Here is a 17,020-nt window from a genome sequence, read left to right on the forward strand (position 1 = left end):
CAATATTTTCATGGCATAAAATGATTATGCGTTATTTTTTCAAAAATATCGATTAAAATGAAAATAAATTAACCAATCAGACAACTTAATAGAAAATATGCTCTGTTATATCCCGCGCCAATCTACCCGCGCATTTCGTTCATTGGCATAAATACGTTTGACATATTGCCCTATCGGTAAATCAAGCAATTGATTTTGATAGTCCTCAAATTCAGATGAAACTGGCTGATGATATTCTCTTTCCCAAGGTGTACCAGAGATCTCAAGTAGTGGAGCAAGCATTGAACAAACGGCGATATCTGCCAAACCCAAACGATCTCCCACCATATATCGAGCTTGATTCTGAATCAATTGATCGTTTAACTGCAAAATAATTTCATGCATATTTTCTTTAGCAAGAGCAACTTGTTCATCATCAAGTTGATAGCTGGTTGAAACTAAAGTTTTAATAAGTGGCTTACTGATCTTTTGAAATTTTCTCAGATATCCTTTTTCACCGATCATGATTTCTAGTGGCTCATCGCTTTCAGATAAAGCTTGAGCAAGCCCCCACCGCCTCACTGATACACCCAATTGATTACTCAGGTCATTAATTTCAATTGCTTTTTTTCTTAACTTTAAATCTGATCTGAGCAATGAATGCTCTGGATAGACATCATCCAAATACAGAGCAATTTGGGTTGAATCTGCAATCCACTTTTCTTTATCGCGTAATATCGGCAGAGAGTTTTGACCTGTTTTTAATTTTGCGAATGCACGATGTACGCCCGGAATCATATTTTGGGCAACATAATCCAATTCCTTATGATCAAGTAACCAGCGAGCTTTTTCACAAAAGTGAGATAAAGGAAACTGGTAAAGGATGCGCATAAAATCTCCGAAGTCTTGATCAATCATAGGATTTATTGTTTTGCTTACTTTATGCAACCCTATGCCAAAACACAATGTGATAATGCATCAATTGCAACTTAAATTGTTATTTTTGGAAATATGAATCCGTTAAATTATAAATGTTTAGCAAATCTTTATCTTTTTTATTGCAAAGTCTAAATGAATTCATCGTGTTTAGAGCACTATGATTTATTAAAATTCATTATCAATCAATAATTTAAGTTTTCTAATATTTTTCAATCGATATCTATATTTGTCTTAAGCATTTTTTTTGAATAGTTCCACAAAAACCAGCATTTAAAAAAAATATTCTATGGGCGTAGCGTATATCTCCTCAAAGAGGAATTGATCTATGTCTCGTTTAATTACTGAAAATGTTCATGTTATTGAAAATGATCAAGACGCCATTCATGCAGCCTATCATGTTGCTGATTATGCGCTCGAAGGTCGCAATCAGCGTGACCAACAACGAGCTTTACCATTTGCAGAAATTGAACTATTCAGCCAAAAAGGTTTAGGAGGCTTGCGCATCCCCCACGTCTATGGCGGTGCTGAAGTCTCTCATCGTACCCTCGCCCATGTATTTCGTATTCTAAATAAAGCGGATTCAAGTTTAGGGCAAATTCCACAAAATCAAATTGCATTGCTCAATATGATCAACATCATGGGAAGTCATGAACAAAAGCAATTTATTTTCAACGAAATTTTAAAAGGTAAGCGTCTTGCCAATGGGGGGCCAGAACGACATACCAAAGATACCAAGACTTTAGATACACACCTTGTTTTGGAGGATGGGAAATATCGAGTTTCAGGAAAAAAATTCTATTCTACAGGCAGTTCATTTGCACATTGGTTAGCTATCAAAGCCATACACCCTGAAGGTCACGTGGTTTTAGTTTTAGTGAACCGTGAATCCACTGGTGTCGAAGTGATCAATGACTGGGATGGATTTGGTCAACGTACCACTTCAAGTGGCACAGTGATTTTAGACCATGTTGAAGTTGATCCATTACTGATTTTTGATGAAAGAAAATTATTGGACGTCCCTAATTTTAGAGGCGCGTTTTCACAGCTGATGCAAGTGGCTATCGATGTTGGTATTGCTGAAGCAGCATTTGAGGACATGTTGTTTGCGATCCGTAAAGCACGCCCAATTGTGGATGCACAAGTTGAGCGTGCCAGTGATGAGTATTTCACCTTACAAGAAGTTGGCAAAGCTAATGTTTTGTTAGATGCCGCCATTCTTTTGCTTGATGAAGCAGCTGATTATTTAGATTCACTCAATGTAGTTGAACAACTCTCTGATGAACAGATTGCTGAAGCTTCGATCAAAGTTGCTGAAGCTAAAGTCTATGCCAATGATGCTGCACTGCATATCTCAGAAAAGTTGATTGAGCTCGGAGGAAGTCGCGCCAGCCTCAATGTCCATAATTTTGATCAACACTGGCGAAATGCACGTGTACATACCCTTCATGATCCTATTCGCTGGAAACTTCACGCGCTGGGTTCGTATTACTTAAACCATACTTTTCCTGCACGTCATGCCTGGATTTAAGGAGTCATCATGTCATCTTTACAAGCTTTAGAGATCCAAGAATCAGGCAGTTATAGACCAGCGCATATTATTCGCTCTGATGAAGAAGCATTAAAAGTCGCACACGAACTTGCAGAAAAGTTTAAGTACCGTGCATCTGAACGAGATTTAAATCGTGAGCTTCCTCATGAAGAAATCGAAGCGTACAGTCAATCTGGCTTATGGGCCATTACAGTACCTCAACAATATGGCGGTGCCGATGTTTCTATTCATACACTGACAAAAATCATCGCATTAATGAGTGGTGTTGATGGCTCTATCGGACAAATTCCACAAAATCATTTCTATGCACTTGAAATTTTGAGGAATACTGGGTCTGAGGCTCAAAAAAGACGTTTATTTACTGAAGTTTTACAAGGTGCTCGCTTTGGAAATGCCTTGGCTGAGTTTAAAACTAAAAATGCAGCACAACGCCATACCTCTTTAAGACAAGTCGAAAATGGTTATGTCCTCAATGGAGAAAAATTTTATTGCACTGGCAGTCTATTCGCTCACCGTATTCCAACCCTTGCTAGTGATGAACAAGAGCGCCAGTTTCTAGTCTTTGTTCCATATGATAGCGAAGGCTTAAGCCTATTAGATGACTGGAGTGGATTTGGTCAACGTACCACAGGCAGTGGGACTGTTAAATTTGAAAATGTACAGATTGACCCAGAGGATATAGTCCCTTTTGATTTGGCTTATTCAACTGCCACCATTTCAGGTCCATTTGCACAAATTATTCATGCCTCAATTGAAACAGGCATTGCTCGAGCTGCTTTTGAAGAAACATTAATACGCGTTCGTCAAGCACGCCCTTGGATAGATGCAAAAGTTGAACATGCCACTCAAGACCCTTTGACACTATACGAAATTGGTCGAATTGCAACAGACGTCAAGGCCACCGAGTTACTACTAAAACAAGCAGCGCAAGCGGTTCAAGATGCCAAAGTCTCCCCTTCAGAACATTCAGTTGCACATGCTTCTATTCAAGTGGCTAAAGCACGTGCACACAGTACCGAGACTGCACTAAAAGTCTCGTCAAAACTGATTGAACTGGCTGGTAGTCGTGGAAGTCAACGACAAGATAATCTTGACCGATACTGGAGAAACGCACGTGTTCATACCTTGCATGATCCAGCGCGTTGGAAATATTTCTTCATAGCCAATTATGTTTTAAACGGCGTATTCCCCCCAAGACGAGGTACGCTGTAATGACAAAAATTCAATCGAAACCTAAAAAACAGATCCTGTTCAATGCATTTGATATGAATTGTGTAGGTCATATCAACCATGGGCTTTGGACACACCCACGTGATCAATCCTACCGATTTAATGAATTAAGTTATTGGACAGAACTCGCTCAAACTTTAGAGAAAGGTCTTTTCGATGGATTATTCATTGCCGATATTACTGGCGTTTACGATGTCTATCAAAATGGCATTGATCTAACCTTGAAAGAATCGATTCAACTGCCGAGCCATGATCCAAGCACGCTGGTGTCTGCAATGGCAGCCGTCACACAGCATTTGGGTTTCGGTATTACAGTGAACTTAAGTTATGAATCTCCTTATCAATTTGCTCGTCGCTTCGCGAGTCTGGATCATCTGACCCAAGGACGTTTGGGATGGAATATAGTCACTGGCTATTTGGATAGCGCAGCGCGATTGGTCGGTCAGCAAGGACTGAAAGATCATGATTTACGTTATGAACAAGCTGAAGAATTTTTAGAACTCTGCTACAAATTTTGGGAAGGCTCTTGGGAAAATGATGCTGTCATCCAAGATAAGCTCAATCGCATTTTTACCGATCCGACTAAAGTACATACGATCCACCATCAAGGACAGTTCTATAACAGTCACGGCGTCTTCCAAGTCTCGCCTTCAGTGCAACGTACACCTGTGCTATATCAAGCAGGAGCATCACCTAAAGGACTACAGTTTGCCACTCGGCATGCAGAAGCCATGTTTATTGGTGGAGATACTGCTGAAAAAATTGCGTCGCAAACACAAAAGATTCGCCAATTAGCCCATTCACACGGTCGTGATGGTACAGCAATTAAATTATTTGCGGGTATCACTGTCGTTACTGCTGAAACAGATCAACAAGCGCAAGAAAAACTGCAGGACTATATTCAATATGCAAGTCCTGAAGCAGGGATTGCGCATTTTTCAAGCTCAATCGGAACAGACTTAGGTCATCTAAAAGATGAGGATGCTATTCCATATAAAAAAACCAACAGCATCGTTTCTGTAAATGAGCGCTTTAATGAAAACAAAGTCACTTTGGCAGATTTAAAAGCTCAGCATGTACTCGGTGGACGTTATACCTTATTTGTTGGCAGTGGAGCAACAGTTGCTCAACAGCTAATCGAATTCATTGATATTTCTGGATTAGATGGTTTTAACCTTGCCCGTACAGTCGCTCCAGAGTCACATCAAGATTTTATTCGTTATGTCATTCCTGAACTCCAACAACGTGGTCGCTATAAGACCGCCTATGCTGAGGGTAGCTTAAGGCACAAGCTATTCAATGCGGGAGATCATTTACCACTTTCACATCCTGCACATCATTTCCGATGTCCAAGCTCAACACAAGATATATAACAATCAAATTTAAATCCTATACACCAACATTCAGCTTAAGTTTTTAATATTTAGGGGTCTTTCTATGGCACAAGCTCAGTCTTCTCGACTTAAATGGATCGGCGTTGCAATCGCCATTATTGTGATTGCAGCGTTTGCATGGTCCTTTTTGAAAAAAAATGATCAACAAGAAATTGTGATTGGCATTAGCCCACCATTTGCAAAACCACTTCAAGCCGCAATTGAAGAAGCAAAGGCTCAAGGCATTCATGTACGTTTGGTAGAATTTTCAGATTGGAATACACCCAACATCACCCTAAATCATGGGGATATTGATGCAAATTATTTTCAGCATCAACCTTTCTTGAATAATGCGTTAAAAGAAACCAACTTTAAGCTTAAACCCTTGGGCATCGGCTCAGGAACACATGTCGGTTTATATTCAAAAAAATATAAAGCGATGAGTGAAGTTGAAAATGGCGCGCGAGTTGTACTCCCAAATGATCCTGTGAATCAGGGTCGCGCCCTACTCCTCTTACAACACGCTGGATTAATACAACTTAAGGATTCCAACAACCACTTATCCAACTTAAAAGATATTAAATCCAATCCAAAAAAATTGAACTTTATTGAAGTCGAAGGCCCGCAAACTGCGCGTGCCGTAGATGATGCAGACCTCGTATTTAGCTATCCAATGTACCTACGCTTAGCACAAACGATTGATCCGAATGATGCCTTAATTTTGGATGAAATTAACAACACGCTTTATGCCATCTTATTTGTTGTTCGCGATGACTTTGAACAAACTCAGCCTGAAAAAGCAGCTCAACTGAAAAAATTTATCCAAATTTATCAAAGCTCAGACAAAGTTAAACAAGCATTGAATGAGGATATTGGTGAAAAACTCTGGTTCAAAGGATGGAAATAAGGAGTGTTCATGTCTACTTCAACTCAATCATCTAAATTCATCAAAATTGCAGTCATCATCGTCGCAGTACTGGTGGCCTTAGTGGGATATCGTTATATCAGTCAAAACTCAAATGATAAAGTGATTAAAATCGGCATTAGCCCACCCTATGCTGAATTATTGCAAAGTGTCGCTGAGGATGTAAAAGCACAAGGAATCAATCTCGAGTTGATTGAGTTTTCAGACTGGCAAGCACCCAATGTTGCTGTGCAAAATGGTGATATTGACGCTAATTTCTTTCAACAAAGTGTTTTTCTAGCGAATGCAGTGCGTGAAACAGGCTATGACCTTGTGCCTTTTGCGAAAGGTTCAGGCAGTCATGTCGGACTTTATTCAAAAAAATATCAATCCCTACAGGAAATACCTGATCAAGCGAAAGTAGTCGTACCGAATGATCCAGTTAACATGGCACGTGGTTTAAATTTGCTGGCTCGTGCAGGCTTAATTCAAGTCAAAGATATTAATAATGAGCTCACCAGCACCCGAGACATTATCAGTAATCCTAAAAAACTCAAGATTATTGAAGTTGAAGGCCCGCAAACCGCGCATGCTTACAATGAAGCTGACTTAATTATGGGTTTTCCTCATTATTTGAAAATGGCAAAAGTTGCTGATCCTACTTCTGCACTGTTATTAGATCCGATTAATAAAAAATTTGCGGTTTTGTTTGTAACGCGTCGAGATTATCAAGATCAGGATGACAAATTAAAAACTGTGGTTGAAACCTTCCAAAACTCTGCAAAAGTCCGTCAGATTCTAGACAAAGACTTTGGACAAGGTTTGTGGTTTGAAGGCTGGAAATAAGGAGAATGATCATGGTGAGTTTTGGTTCACACATTGAATTTGCAGTACCCCATATTACAATTCGTCATTTAAATAAGTATTACGATGTACAAGGAAAAAAAGTTCACGCACTCAAAAACATTAATTTGAATATTCCCGAAGGAAAAATTTTCGGCATTATCGGCAAAAGTGGTGCGGGCAAATCTTCATTGATTCGCACCTTAAATGGGTTAGAAACTATTTCTGATGGTAGTATTCATATACATCAACATGATTTAGGGCAGCTTAATCACAATGAATTAATCGCCCTACGCCAGCGTATTGGCATGATTTTTCAGCATTTTAATTTACTATCTGCCAAAACAGTTTGGGAAAATGTCGCGCTTCCATTGAAAATCGCAAAAGTGCCTGCTGCTGAGATTCAAACTCGTGTGGATGAGGTTTTAAATCTAGTCGGTCTGGCTGAAAAGCATCATCACTATCCATCACAATTATCGGGTGGGCAAAAACAACGTGTTGGGATTGCCCGTGCATTGGTCAGTAAACCTGAAATACTATTGTGCGATGAAGCAACATCGGCACTTGATCCAGAAAGCACATCTGTTGTTCTATCTTTACTGAAGGAAATTAATCAAAAATTAGGACTCACCATCGTTCTCATTACACATGAAATGCAGGTAATTCGTGAAATTTGCGATCAAGTGGTGGTTATTGATCAAGGTGAAATCGTTGAATCAGGGCAAGTTTGGTCAGTCTTCTCTCGTCCCCAGCAGAAAATCACGCAAGAACTCCTCAATTTGGAACAGCTTGATTTGCCATTCCAGTTACATCAAGAGCGAGCTACACATTTAACGCATACCATTTTGAAAATCAGCTATGCAACTGATTTGAAAAATCCTCCCAACTTAAATGATGTACTTTCTAAAATTACACTGCCTGTGCATTTATATCAAAGCCATGTAGACACTATTCAACATCATCTTGTTGGCTCACTCATCGTAGGTATTCCTCAATTAGATGTTGATGTGCATACGCTCCATCAGCAATTCCCCCATAAAACATCACAAATCGAGGTGCTTGGCTATGCACAACCAGCTCATTGATCTTTTAATTACAGGCACTATTGATACTTTATTAATGGTCGGTATTTCTGCATTTTTAGCACTTCTCATTGGCTTGCCTATGGTCGTGATCCTCGTCAACACCTCAGAAAATGGGATTTATCCATCAAAAAAAATCAATCATGCCTTGGGTTGGGTGGTAAATATTACGCGCTCTATTCCCTTCTTAATTTTAATGGTGGCACTCATTCCCTTCACTCGATTGATTGTGGGGACCAGTTATGGGGTATGGGCTGCGGTTGTACCTTTAACTATTGCAGCTACACCTTTTTTCGCACGTATTGCGGAAGTCAGTCTACGAGAGGTTGATCATGGACTCATAGAAGCCGCACAAGCCATGGGCTGCAATCGCAAACAAATTATTTGGCATGTGCTTTTACCAGAAGCACTGCCTGGTATTGTTGCAGGTTTTACTGTCACGCTTGTAACCATGATCAATTCCTCTGCGATTGCGGGTGCTATTGGTGCGGGGGGTTTAGGTGACATCGCCTATCGATATGGCTACCAACGCTTCGATATGCAAATTATGTTGGCAGTGATCATTGTATTAGTCGTATTGGTGATGCTGATTCAAGCTTTAGGCGATCAATTGGCACATAGTTTGGACAAACGTAAAATCTAATTCACTCTATTCAATTGAGTCTCATCAGTGTTTTCGAGAAACATCAAAGCCATGACCTGACTTTGTCATGGCTTTGATGTAAAATCACCGACAATTTTTAAATAACACTGTGTGAGTCTTTTCATGGGTTTTAATTGCGGTATTGTCGGCTTGCCGAACGTTGGTAAATCTACACTTTTCAATGCATTGACGAAAGCTGCTATTGCTGCAGAAAACTTCCCATTCTGTACCATTGAACCAAACACTGGCATCGTTCCTGTTCCAGATCCACGTTTAGATAAATTAACTGCTATTGTTAAACCTCAACGTGTTATTCCAACCACAATGGAATTTGTAGACATCGCAGGTTTAGTTGCTGGTGCTTCTAAAGGTGAAGGTTTAGGGAACCAATTCTTAGCCAACATTCGTGAAACTGATGCAATTGCACACGTAGTACGTTGTTTTGAAGACGAAAATGTTATTCACGTGAACGGCAAAATTGACCCACTTGATGACATTGCAACTATTAACACTGAGCTTGCTTTAGCAGATTTAGAAACAGTATCAAAAGCGGTTACACGTTTAGCAAAGTCTGCGAAAGGTGGTGATAAAGAAGCCGTTGCAACAAAAGCTGTACTAGAAAAAATTCAGCCATTACTTGATGAAGGTCGCCCTGCTCGCGCAGCTGATCTTGATGACGACGAGCGCAAATTAGTTCGTGGCTTTGGTTTATTAACCCTTAAACCAACAATGTATATTGCAAACGTTGCTGAAGACGGTTTTGAAAACAATCCACACCTTGATGCTGTTAAAAAATTAGCGGCAGAAGAGAATGCTATTGTAGTTCCGCTTTGCAACCAAATCGAAGCTGAAATCTCTTTGCTTGAAGATGATGAGCGTGCTGAATTTTTAGAAGCGATGGGCATGGAAGAACCAGGTCTTAACGTGGTTATTCGTGCAGGTTATGGCTTACTTGGCCTACAAACTTATTTCACTGCAGGCGTTCAAGAAGTTCGTGCTTGGACTGTAAAAATCGGTGCGACCGCTCCTCAAGCTGCTGGTGTGATTCACACTGATTTTGAGAAAGGCTTTATTCGAGCAGAATGCATTGCCTATGACGATTTTGTTCAATACAACGGCGAAGCTGGCGCTAAAGAAGCTGGAAAATGGCGTCTTGAAGGTAAAACTTATGTCGTTCAAGATGGTGATGTTTTACATTTCCGTTTCAACGTTTAAGTTATTAAAAAACAGCCGAAAGGCTGTTTTTTTTTGCAAAGATTATTTAAAAGATTGAGATCATGGATTTTGAGTTGAAGTACTCGAGTGATTTACGTGTTTATGGTCCATGTCATAGCGTAATTGTTTAGCTCGAACCAATACTTTCTCTTCCAGTTTCTTACGTAAACCAATAAGAAATATAAATTCTGCTACCACAAATAAAGGACCTATAGCGAGTCCAACAAGATCATCCACAAAAGCTGGTTTTTTCTTTTCATAATAGTGCCCAATAAATTGAATAATCCATCCCACAATAAAAAATCCAGCACTTACCAATACCCAAGAGGATGTCGCTAAAGCTGCTACTTGTGTGGCTGGTTGATAAATTAAAGCAAATAGCACTGCCATTACCACACCAAAAATGAGATCCAAACTCAAGTAATAAATCACTGATGCGACGATCAATAACATTGCAAGATCAATGGAATATCCAGCAACTGTAAATTGCGCTTTGGCTGCAAAACACAAGATCGAAAATACAATCAAGGGAATTCCAATAAAATGCGAAAATACGTTTTTACGATCTAGGTGATAAGCTGCATATTGTCCAAGCAAGCTCTCTAAACGAGTCATGTTATCATTCCTTTTTCTGACTATTTCCTTCAATATATATAAATGTAAACCAATAAGTTGTCGACTAGACGACAAATAAACAGCATAAAAGGGATAATTTTGCTTTTAAATCAATACGTTTATCTTTTAAAAAATAATTGGTGGTTTAGCCAGTTTGATCATGAACTACAACAGCTGATGCTCGAACATGCTCAGCTCATTGAATATGGCAAAGAACAACTGATATTTTCTAAAGCTGATCAATTTGATGGCATTTATGCCGTGATTGATGGTGCTGTTCGTTTAGCACATATTGACGTAGATGGTCGTGAGGCGGTGACAGTTATCGCAGATCCCATTATGTGGTTTGGTGAAATTTCGTTGATTGATCAACAACCCCGCTCTCATCATGCGATTACCAGTAAAAAATCCAAAATCCTCAAAATAAGTCGTGTAGGACTTGATCTAATTTTAGAACAATATCCAAAATTTTGGTTTTATCTGGCTCAATTGGTGAGTCATAAACTCCGTTATGCTTTCATGGAGTTGGTCTCTATTCAAACACAACCCCTTATTCAACGTTTAGCACAAAGATTAATCTTTATCTTAAATGGATACGGTAATCTCAAAGAGATTGAAAAAAACACCATCAACCTATCTCAAGAACAATTGGCACAAATGTTGGTCTGCTCAAGACAGACCATTAATCAAGAACTACAGCATTTAGAAAAAATTGGCGCAATTAAAATTGCATTTAAAAAAATTGAGGTGATTGATCTCAATCAACTTAAAATTTTAGCCGATCAAACTTAACCGACTAAAGATGAAGAGCTTCAGTAAAATCTGGATTAATCGTTATATTGGGGTTGCTAGGGTCACTTAAAATAATTTTGTATACGCCTTGGTGTTTCCTAATTCTGGTTGCTCAATTGCAGTTTTGCACTGGGCTTTATCGCGTTCATAATTGGCTTGACGCTGTGCGAGCTGACCCTCATTTTCCACGATTGCACGTGCCCAAGCATCTATGGTTGTTAGCGCTTTACGACAAAGCGCATATTTCCCTTCAGTCACTGAGTCGGTCATTTTGACATTAATACGCCAATCCAATACCAATTGACGCACAGGCTCGCGTACTTGTGATGGTATAAGCGCTTTATTGGCTTGATACAGAATAGGATCAACCTGATTAATCAATTGCCAAGCATGATTTGCATATTCAGTTGCATCATTGGTCAACTTCGGTGCTTCTTTAATTTCAACCTTTTGATCGGCAGTTTCTGCCTGACCACCACAACCTGACAAAGTGAAGATGAGGAATGTAGTCAATGTAGCTAATTTAAAGGGAGATTGAATCGCAAACATGACATCGCTCTAATAAACTATTCGGCACTATGCTAGTAAATTCGGGTAGAATACTCAATCTCGTTTTATACCTTTTGTTCCAATCTCCAATTAGGTTTATCGTGACCCAATCAAGCTCCCCACACATGACACCGGCAGGTTTTTGGCAAGGTGCCAAAGATAGTCAAGCCATCATTTTCACCTATTTGCCTGTTTCATTCGCGTTTGGTGTATCTGCAACTCAATTTGGTTTTACAGCGTGGGAAGCATTATTTTTATCCTGTTCGATGTATGCAGGTGCCAGTCAATTTTTGGTGGTTGCCTTACTCGGCAGTGGCACTTCTATCTGGATGACAGCCTTAACTGTAATAGCACTTGATATTCGACATTTGTTATATGGCCCTGCTTTACAAAACTTAATTCAAGATAAACTCAATCTGAAAAAAACAGCAATTTGGTCATGGGGCTTGACCGACGAAGTCTTTGCATCAGGCATGATTAAACTTTCGCAACGCCGTCAAGAATGGTCTGAATCTTGGATGTTAGGTCTGAGTCTGTTTAGCTGGTTGTCTTGGGCACTTGGATCTTTTCTCGGGGGCTTATTTGCAGATCAAGTCAGTCATCTCCCCCAATTTTTGCAAGCAGCGCTCGACTTTCTATTACCTGCACTTTTCTTGAGCTTTTTATTGGCTGCATTTGAGAAAAAACATACCTTTGTCGTGACCATCACCATTATTGTTTCTGCTATTGCCTGTTACTTTATCGATTTATCTGCAGCGATATTCATTGGCATAAGCTCCGGTATTTTGGCTGGTCTGTTTAAACATTATGTACTGAAGCAACATGATCCTTTGCACACAGGTGAACAATCATGAATCTAGAAATTATTTGTGTCGGTATTCTGGTCGGCATCGCGAATTTCGCCTCACGCTTTGGTCCTTTTTTTGTGATTCAGAGACTACAACAAGGTCGCCAGAAACGCGGTGCTCTTTGGCTTAAAATCGCCCTTGGATCAATCGGTATTGCTGCGATCAGTTCAATGCTCGTGGTCGCGACTTTACCGCCGCTCTTAGAAACACCCAATAAGAGCGTTGCCATGCTAATTGGTTTTATTGTGCTCTCGGGTTTGTATTTCAAATTTAAACAGATTGTACCTGCAACACTCACAGCGGCACTCACATACGGTTTGGTGTATACCTATTTCCCACTTTAAAACATTTCTCGCGTATTATTCATTCAGATTCTAAATTTATAAGCCTGATCCTCGGATAAGGCTTATACATTTTTATCAATAAAAAAATTAAACGATATCAAAATAATTTCTTGCTTTTTCTTGTATTCATCGCGCTCAAGAGGTTTTAGTTCTGATATGCTAAAAGTCCATAATATCAAGCACGGATGAATCAAATGCTTATTACACTCGGTACTCCACTTCAATCTTCGGCGTTTAAAGTTCTATTATTGGGTTCAGGTGAGTTGGGTAAAGAGGTGGTAATATCATTACAACGATTAGGTGTAGAAGTACATGCAGCAGATCGCTATGACAATGCACCTGCCATGCAAGTTGCACATCATTCCTACACTTTGAATATGGCGGATCCAAAAGAATTAAAAAAACTGATTGAACAAGTTCAACCTCATTTAATTGTTCCCGAGATTGAAGCCATTGCTACTGAAGTCTTAGTGGAAATCGAAGATGCTAAAACTGCCGTAGTTATTCCCTCTGCGAAAGCCGTCAATCTCACCATGAATCGTGAAGGAATTCGTCGCCTCGCAGCTGAGGAACTAGGGCTACCAACCTCTGCTTATCGTTTTGCCAATACTTTGGAATCATTCCGTGCAGCATGTGATGATATTGGCTATCCAAATTTTGTAAAACCTGTGATGTCATCATCAGGTAAAGGACAGTCACGCGTAAAATCTTTCGATGAAGTCGACGCGGCTTGGGAATACGCTCAAACAGGTGGTCGTGTCAATCAAGGCACTGTCATCGTAGAATCGCAAATTGATTTTGATTTCGAAATTACATTACTCACAGTACGGGCAAAAAATCCTGAAACAGGAGAAATCGAAACGCACTTCTGCGATCCTATTGGACACCGTCAAGATGCAGGTGACTATGTAGAAAGCTGGCAACCTCAACCTATGAGCACAGCTGCCCTTGATGAAGCAAAACGTATTGCCAATAAAGTCACAGTAGCGCTAGGCGGTTGCGGTATTTTTGGTGTGGAATTATTCGTTAAAGGTGATCAAGTTTGGTTCAGTGAGGTTTCTCCACGTCCACATGACACTGGATTAGTGACACTTGCATCTCAATATCAAAGTGAATTTGAACTTCATGCCCGTGCGATTTTAGGTCTTCCAGTGAATACGCAACGTCACAGTGTTGCTGCAAGCGCTGTGATCTATGCAGGTGTTGATGATACGAATTTGTCATTTTCTGGCTTAAATCTTGCTATGCAAAACCCTAATGTCGATTTACGTCTTTTTGGTAAACCTGAAGGTTTTAAACGTCGCCGTATGGGGGTCGCAACTGCACGTGCTGAAACAACTGACATTGCACGCGAATTAGCGACTGAAGCAGCTTCAAAAGTAATTGTAAATCAAAACAAATAATTCAATAGGTAGGCCATCATTTCATGATCAATACGTCTCCATTAGCAAACTATGTTTCGAGTAATCACGACATCAAGGCAATTAATCAATGGCGCTCAGATGTTGAAAATCAATTACAACATGAGTTTGAAAATGGTAAGGCGATACGTGAGATCATCCTCACTCGATCTAACCTGATTGATGAGGCACTTAAATTCCTTTGGCAACATGCTGAGTTAGATCAAACCGATCTGGGCTTGTTCGCTGTAGGAGGTTATGGTCGTCGTGAAATGATGCCCTACTCTGATGTCGACATTCTGATCCTTTCAGAAGATGATCTTACACAAGAACAAGAAAATGCCATTACCATTTTTATTTCCTCTCTATGGGATGTTGGCAATTTTAAACCTGGCGTAAGTGTAAGAACCATTCAACAGTGCTTTGAACAGGCCATGAATGACTTAACGGTAGCTACATCTCTCATTGAGTCTCGTTTAATTATTGGCAATGAACACTTAGCGAAATGGCCTCGTCGTGTTGTTTCACAAACTTGGACGGATAAAACCTTCTTTGATGCCAAGATGGAAGAACAAGCCAAACGCTACGCTCAGCACAACAACACTGAAAGTAATTTAGAACCTGATATCAAAAATGCACCGGGCGGCATTCGAGACATTAACCAAATTGGTTGGATTGCAAAACGGCATTTCCGAGTAAATCGTATATACGATCTTGTACATTTAGGTTTCATTTCTGAGTTTGAACTTGGGGTGCTCGAAGATGCTGAGAATTTTCTCTGGGAAATTCGTCATCATTTACACCGCTTAACTAAGCGTGATGAAAACCGACTATTGTTTGATTACCAACGCGATATCGCAGCAAAATTTGGTTACCACAAAGTCGAAGGTGAACATATCAATTATCCAATTGAACAGTTCATGAAACGCTACTATCGAGCAGCTCAGCAGGTTTCAACCCTGAATGAAATGCTACTCGCCTATTTTAATGAGTCTGTCATCACGCCTCGTTTACCCAACTATGAGCGTAAAATTGAGGAAGTGAATGAAAACTTCAAATTGGTGGATGGTAAACTCGCAGTTCAACACCATAAAATTTTTGCAGAGAAGCCTACAGCCATCCTTGAGATTTTCTATATCCTAGCAAATCGCCCTGATATTGATGGCATTCGAGCTCGTACACTTCGATTGCTTACTTTAGCTGCAAAACGCATTGATCAAGCGTATCGAGACAATCCAGTTAATCAAGCCTTGTTTATGGCGATCATCCGATCACCGAATAACTTATATGAAACATTGCTTGCGATGAAACGTTATGGTGTACTCGGCAACTATATTCCTGCATTTGGGCAAATCATGGGCCTTATGCAATACGATTTATTCCATATCTATACTGTAGATGCACATACACTCCTACTCTTACGTAATTTAAATCGTTTTAAAGCGCCAGAATTTGCTAAAGATTTTCCTGTCGTAAGTTCCGTATTCCAGCGTCTGGTGCGCCGAGACATCGTATTCCTCGCTGCTTTGTTCCATGATATCGCCAAAGGTCGTGGTGGAGACCATAGTGAATTGGGCGCGGTTGATGCCATTGAGTTCTGTAGCAAGCACGGTTTTACTGAGCGTGAGTGTAATCTTGTTGCGTGGTTAATCCAAAATCATCTATTGATGTCGATGACTGCGCAGAAAAAAGATATTTCTGATCCAGATATTGTAAAAGATTTTGCCGAGAAGCTCGGTGATATGGAACACTTAGACTATCTGTATACGCTTACAGTGGCTGACATTAACGCAACCAATCCTAAGCTTTGGAACACATGGCGCGCATCGCTCATGCGTCAGTTATATACCAATGCTCGTGACGTTATTCGTAGTGGTTTGGGTCGTCCTGTCGATTACCAAATGCTGATCGAAGATACCAAATTTGCAGCAAGTGAATTACTTGTCAATGATTATGCTTTAGAAGCTGTTGAAAAAGTTTGGCAAGAACTTGGTGACGAATACTTCCTCAAAGAAACTGCAGATGAAGTCGCATGGCATACACGTGCAATCCTAGATCATGGTGATAATTCAGCACCATTGGTGATGATGCGCGCGCACCGTAAATCAGCGCAAGATGCTGTGCAGATTTTTATTTACACTCAAGATCAACCTAATCTTTTTGCCACCACTGTTGCAGTTCTAGATCGTATGAATCTAGATGTACAAGATGCACGCATTATTACAGCAACTAAATCCTTTAGCTTAGACACCTACGTGGTGCTTGATCGTTTTGGCACATTAGTGACAGATCCAGAACGTGAAAATACGGTAAAAGAATCATTGGTGCACGCATTAACAGATTCACAAAATTATCCAGGTTTAATGCAACGCCGTATACCACGCCAACTTCGTCATTTTGATATCGAAAACACAATTGATATTACGTTGAACGAGGCGCTGCAGCAAAATATGGTCGAGATCTCTACCCTCGATCAGCCTGGATTACTTGCCCGTATCGGTGGCTTATTTATGATGCAAGGTCTCGATATCCATTCCGCGAAAATCGCCACCTTGGGTGAGCGCGCAGAAGATATTTTCTTTGTAACCAAAAAGAATGGCGAACCTATGAATTTAACTGAAGCTCAGGCTTTTGCTGAACAATTAAAAGCAGCATTAGATGAGGCTTCAAATCAGGTCTGTAATCATCATTAAAATTTAGATTTAACCCGACGGT

16 protein-coding genes are annotated in these 17,020 nt (G+C 40.1%); 13 read left to right on the forward strand and 3 right to left on the reverse strand.

Annotated features, from left to right (window positions below):
- Positions 1-105: 105 nt before the first annotated feature.
- Positions 106-870: a glutathione S-transferase family protein gene (locus AC1M9N_RS01805; protein WP_035264660.1), complete on the reverse strand. Its 765-nt coding sequence runs from the start codon at positions 868-870 to the stop codon at positions 106-108.
- A 373-nt stretch (positions 871-1,243) separates the two neighbouring features.
- Here AC1M9N_RS01805 and AC1M9N_RS01810 point away from each other — a divergent pair, with 373 nt between their 5' ends.
- The 8 genes from AC1M9N_RS01810 to ychF all read left to right on the forward strand — a co-directional run bounded on the left by AC1M9N_RS01810 (position 1,244) and on the right by ychF (position 9,757).
- Positions 1,244-2,446 carry an SfnB family sulfur acquisition oxidoreductase gene (locus tag AC1M9N_RS01810; protein WP_481954176.1) on the forward strand — a complete coding sequence of 401 codons (1,203 nt, stop codon included), beginning with the start codon at positions 1,244-1,246 and terminating at the stop codon, positions 2,444-2,446.
- 9 nt (positions 2,447-2,455) lie between these two features.
- The gene (locus tag AC1M9N_RS01815; protein ID WP_481587041.1) at positions 2,456-3,679 is read left to right on the forward strand and encodes an SfnB family sulfur acquisition oxidoreductase; all 1,224 of its coding nucleotides are present in this window, start codon (positions 2,456-2,458) and stop codon (positions 3,677-3,679) included.
- Complete coding sequence (locus tag AC1M9N_RS01820) at positions 3,679-5,070, forward strand: LLM class flavin-dependent oxidoreductase (RefSeq protein ID WP_481954177.1); 1,392 nt, start codon at positions 3,679-3,681, stop codon at positions 5,068-5,070. The genes AC1M9N_RS01815 and AC1M9N_RS01820 overlap by 1 nt, the downstream gene beginning before the upstream one ends.
- A gap of 64 nt (positions 5,071-5,134) precedes the next feature.
- On the forward strand, positions 5,135-5,977 hold the full coding sequence (locus tag AC1M9N_RS01825) for a MetQ/NlpA family ABC transporter substrate-binding protein (RefSeq protein ID WP_179998201.1): 843 nt from the start codon (positions 5,135-5,137) through the stop codon (positions 5,975-5,977).
- A 9-nt stretch (positions 5,978-5,986) separates the two neighbouring features.
- The gene (locus AC1M9N_RS01830) at positions 5,987-6,820 is read left to right on the forward strand and encodes a MetQ/NlpA family ABC transporter substrate-binding protein (RefSeq protein ID WP_481954178.1); all 834 of its coding nucleotides are present in this window, start codon (positions 5,987-5,989) and stop codon (positions 6,818-6,820) included.
- An 11-nt stretch (positions 6,821-6,831) separates the two neighbouring features.
- The gene (locus AC1M9N_RS01835) at positions 6,832-7,902 is read left to right on the forward strand and encodes a methionine ABC transporter ATP-binding protein (protein ID WP_481954179.1); all 1,071 of its coding nucleotides are present in this window, start codon (positions 6,832-6,834) and stop codon (positions 7,900-7,902) included.
- Positions 7,883-8,542: a methionine ABC transporter permease gene (locus AC1M9N_RS01840; protein ID WP_481954180.1), complete on the forward strand. Its 660-nt coding sequence runs from the start codon at positions 7,883-7,885 to the stop codon at positions 8,540-8,542. The genes AC1M9N_RS01835 and AC1M9N_RS01840 overlap by 20 nt, the downstream gene beginning before the upstream one ends.
- Before the next feature lie 123 nt (positions 8,543-8,665).
- Positions 8,666-9,757: a redox-regulated ATPase YchF gene (gene ychF / locus AC1M9N_RS01845; RefSeq protein WP_035264512.1), complete on the forward strand. Its 1,092-nt coding sequence runs from the start codon at positions 8,666-8,668 to the stop codon at positions 9,755-9,757.
- Positions 9,758-9,817: 60 nt separating this feature from the next.
- Here the strand turns inward: ychF and AC1M9N_RS01850 are convergent, their stop codons facing one another.
- Entirely contained in the window at positions 9,818-10,372 is a 555-nt protein-coding gene (locus AC1M9N_RS01850; RefSeq protein ID WP_481588338.1) for an Mpo1 family 2-hydroxy fatty acid dioxygenase, read from the reverse strand.
- A gap of 99 nt (positions 10,373-10,471) precedes the next feature.
- Between AC1M9N_RS01850 and AC1M9N_RS01855 the strand changes: the two genes are divergently transcribed.
- Positions 10,472-11,164: a Crp/Fnr family transcriptional regulator gene (locus AC1M9N_RS01855; protein ID WP_481954181.1), complete on the forward strand. Its 693-nt coding sequence runs from the start codon at positions 10,472-10,474 to the stop codon at positions 11,162-11,164.
- 66 nt (positions 11,165-11,230) lie between these two features.
- On the opposite strand, the gene AC1M9N_RS01860 is transcribed toward AC1M9N_RS01855, so the two are convergent.
- Complete coding sequence (locus AC1M9N_RS01860) at positions 11,231-11,713, reverse strand: hypothetical protein (protein WP_481954182.1); 483 nt, start codon at positions 11,711-11,713, stop codon at positions 11,231-11,233.
- 125 nt (positions 11,714-11,838) lie between these two features.
- Between AC1M9N_RS01860 and AC1M9N_RS01865 the strand changes: the two genes are divergently transcribed.
- From AC1M9N_RS01865 to glnD, 4 genes are all read left to right on the forward strand, one after another.
- The gene (locus AC1M9N_RS01865) at positions 11,839-12,567 is read left to right on the forward strand and encodes an AzlC family ABC transporter permease (RefSeq protein ID WP_092766232.1); all 729 of its coding nucleotides are present in this window, start codon (positions 11,839-11,841) and stop codon (positions 12,565-12,567) included.
- Positions 12,564-12,905 carry an L-valine transporter subunit YgaH gene (ygaH, locus tag AC1M9N_RS01870; protein WP_035264532.1) on the forward strand — a complete coding sequence of 114 codons (342 nt, stop codon included), beginning with the start codon at positions 12,564-12,566 and terminating at the stop codon, positions 12,903-12,905. Before AC1M9N_RS01865 ends, ygaH begins: the two co-directional genes overlap by 4 nt.
- A gap of 185 nt (positions 12,906-13,090) precedes the next feature.
- Positions 13,091-14,308: a formate-dependent phosphoribosylglycinamide formyltransferase gene (gene purT / locus AC1M9N_RS01875; RefSeq protein ID WP_481954183.1), complete on the forward strand. Its 1,218-nt coding sequence runs from the start codon at positions 13,091-13,093 to the stop codon at positions 14,306-14,308.
- Positions 14,309-14,331: 23 nt separating this feature from the next.
- The gene (glnD, locus tag AC1M9N_RS01880) at positions 14,332-16,998 is read left to right on the forward strand and encodes a [protein-PII] uridylyltransferase (RefSeq protein ID WP_035264535.1); all 2,667 of its coding nucleotides are present in this window, start codon (positions 14,332-14,334) and stop codon (positions 16,996-16,998) included.
- The last annotated feature ends 22 nt before the right edge of the window (positions 16,999-17,020 follow it).

The organism is Acinetobacter sp. ANC_7655 (assembly GCF_056784015.1).

Coding starts and splice junctions, on each gene's coding strand:
- glnD (WP_035264535.1), top strand. CDS start 14,332: ATGATCAATACGTCTCCATTAGCAAACTATGTTTCGAGTAATCACGAC.
- AC1M9N_RS01825 (WP_179998201.1), top strand. CDS start 5,135: ATGGCACAAGCTCAGTCTTCTCGACTTAAATGGATCGGCGTTGCAATC.
- AC1M9N_RS01815 (WP_481587041.1), top strand. CDS start 2,456: ATGTCATCTTTACAAGCTTTAGAGATCCAAGAATCAGGCAGTTATAGA.
- AC1M9N_RS01865 (WP_092766232.1), top strand. CDS start 11,839: ATGACACCGGCAGGTTTTTGGCAAGGTGCCAAAGATAGTCAAGCCATC.
- ygaH (WP_035264532.1), top strand. CDS start 12,564: ATGAATCTAGAAATTATTTGTGTCGGTATTCTGGTCGGCATCGCGAAT.
- AC1M9N_RS01830 (WP_481954178.1), top strand. CDS start 5,987: ATGTCTACTTCAACTCAATCATCTAAATTCATCAAAATTGCAGTCATC.
- ychF (WP_035264512.1), top strand. CDS start 8,666: ATGGGTTTTAATTGCGGTATTGTCGGCTTGCCGAACGTTGGTAAATCT.
- AC1M9N_RS01810 (WP_481954176.1), top strand. CDS start 1,244: ATGTCTCGTTTAATTACTGAAAATGTTCATGTTATTGAAAATGATCAA.
- AC1M9N_RS01860 (WP_481954182.1), bottom strand. CDS start 11,713: ATGTTTGCGATTCAATCTCCCTTTAAATTAGCTACATTGACTACATTC.
- AC1M9N_RS01850 (WP_481588338.1), bottom strand. CDS start 10,372: ATGACTCGTTTAGAGAGCTTGCTTGGACAATATGCAGCTTATCACCTA.
- AC1M9N_RS01835 (WP_481954179.1), top strand. CDS start 6,832: ATGGTGAGTTTTGGTTCACACATTGAATTTGCAGTACCCCATATTACA.
- AC1M9N_RS01840 (WP_481954180.1), top strand. CDS start 7,883: ATGCACAACCAGCTCATTGATCTTTTAATTACAGGCACTATTGATACT.
- AC1M9N_RS01805 (WP_035264660.1), bottom strand. CDS start 870: ATGCGCATCCTTTACCAGTTTCCTTTATCTCACTTTTGTGAAAAAGCT.
- purT (WP_481954183.1), top strand. CDS start 13,091: ATGAATCAAATGCTTATTACACTCGGTACTCCACTTCAATCTTCGGCG.
- AC1M9N_RS01820 (WP_481954177.1), top strand. CDS start 3,679: ATGACAAAAATTCAATCGAAACCTAAAAAACAGATCCTGTTCAATGCA.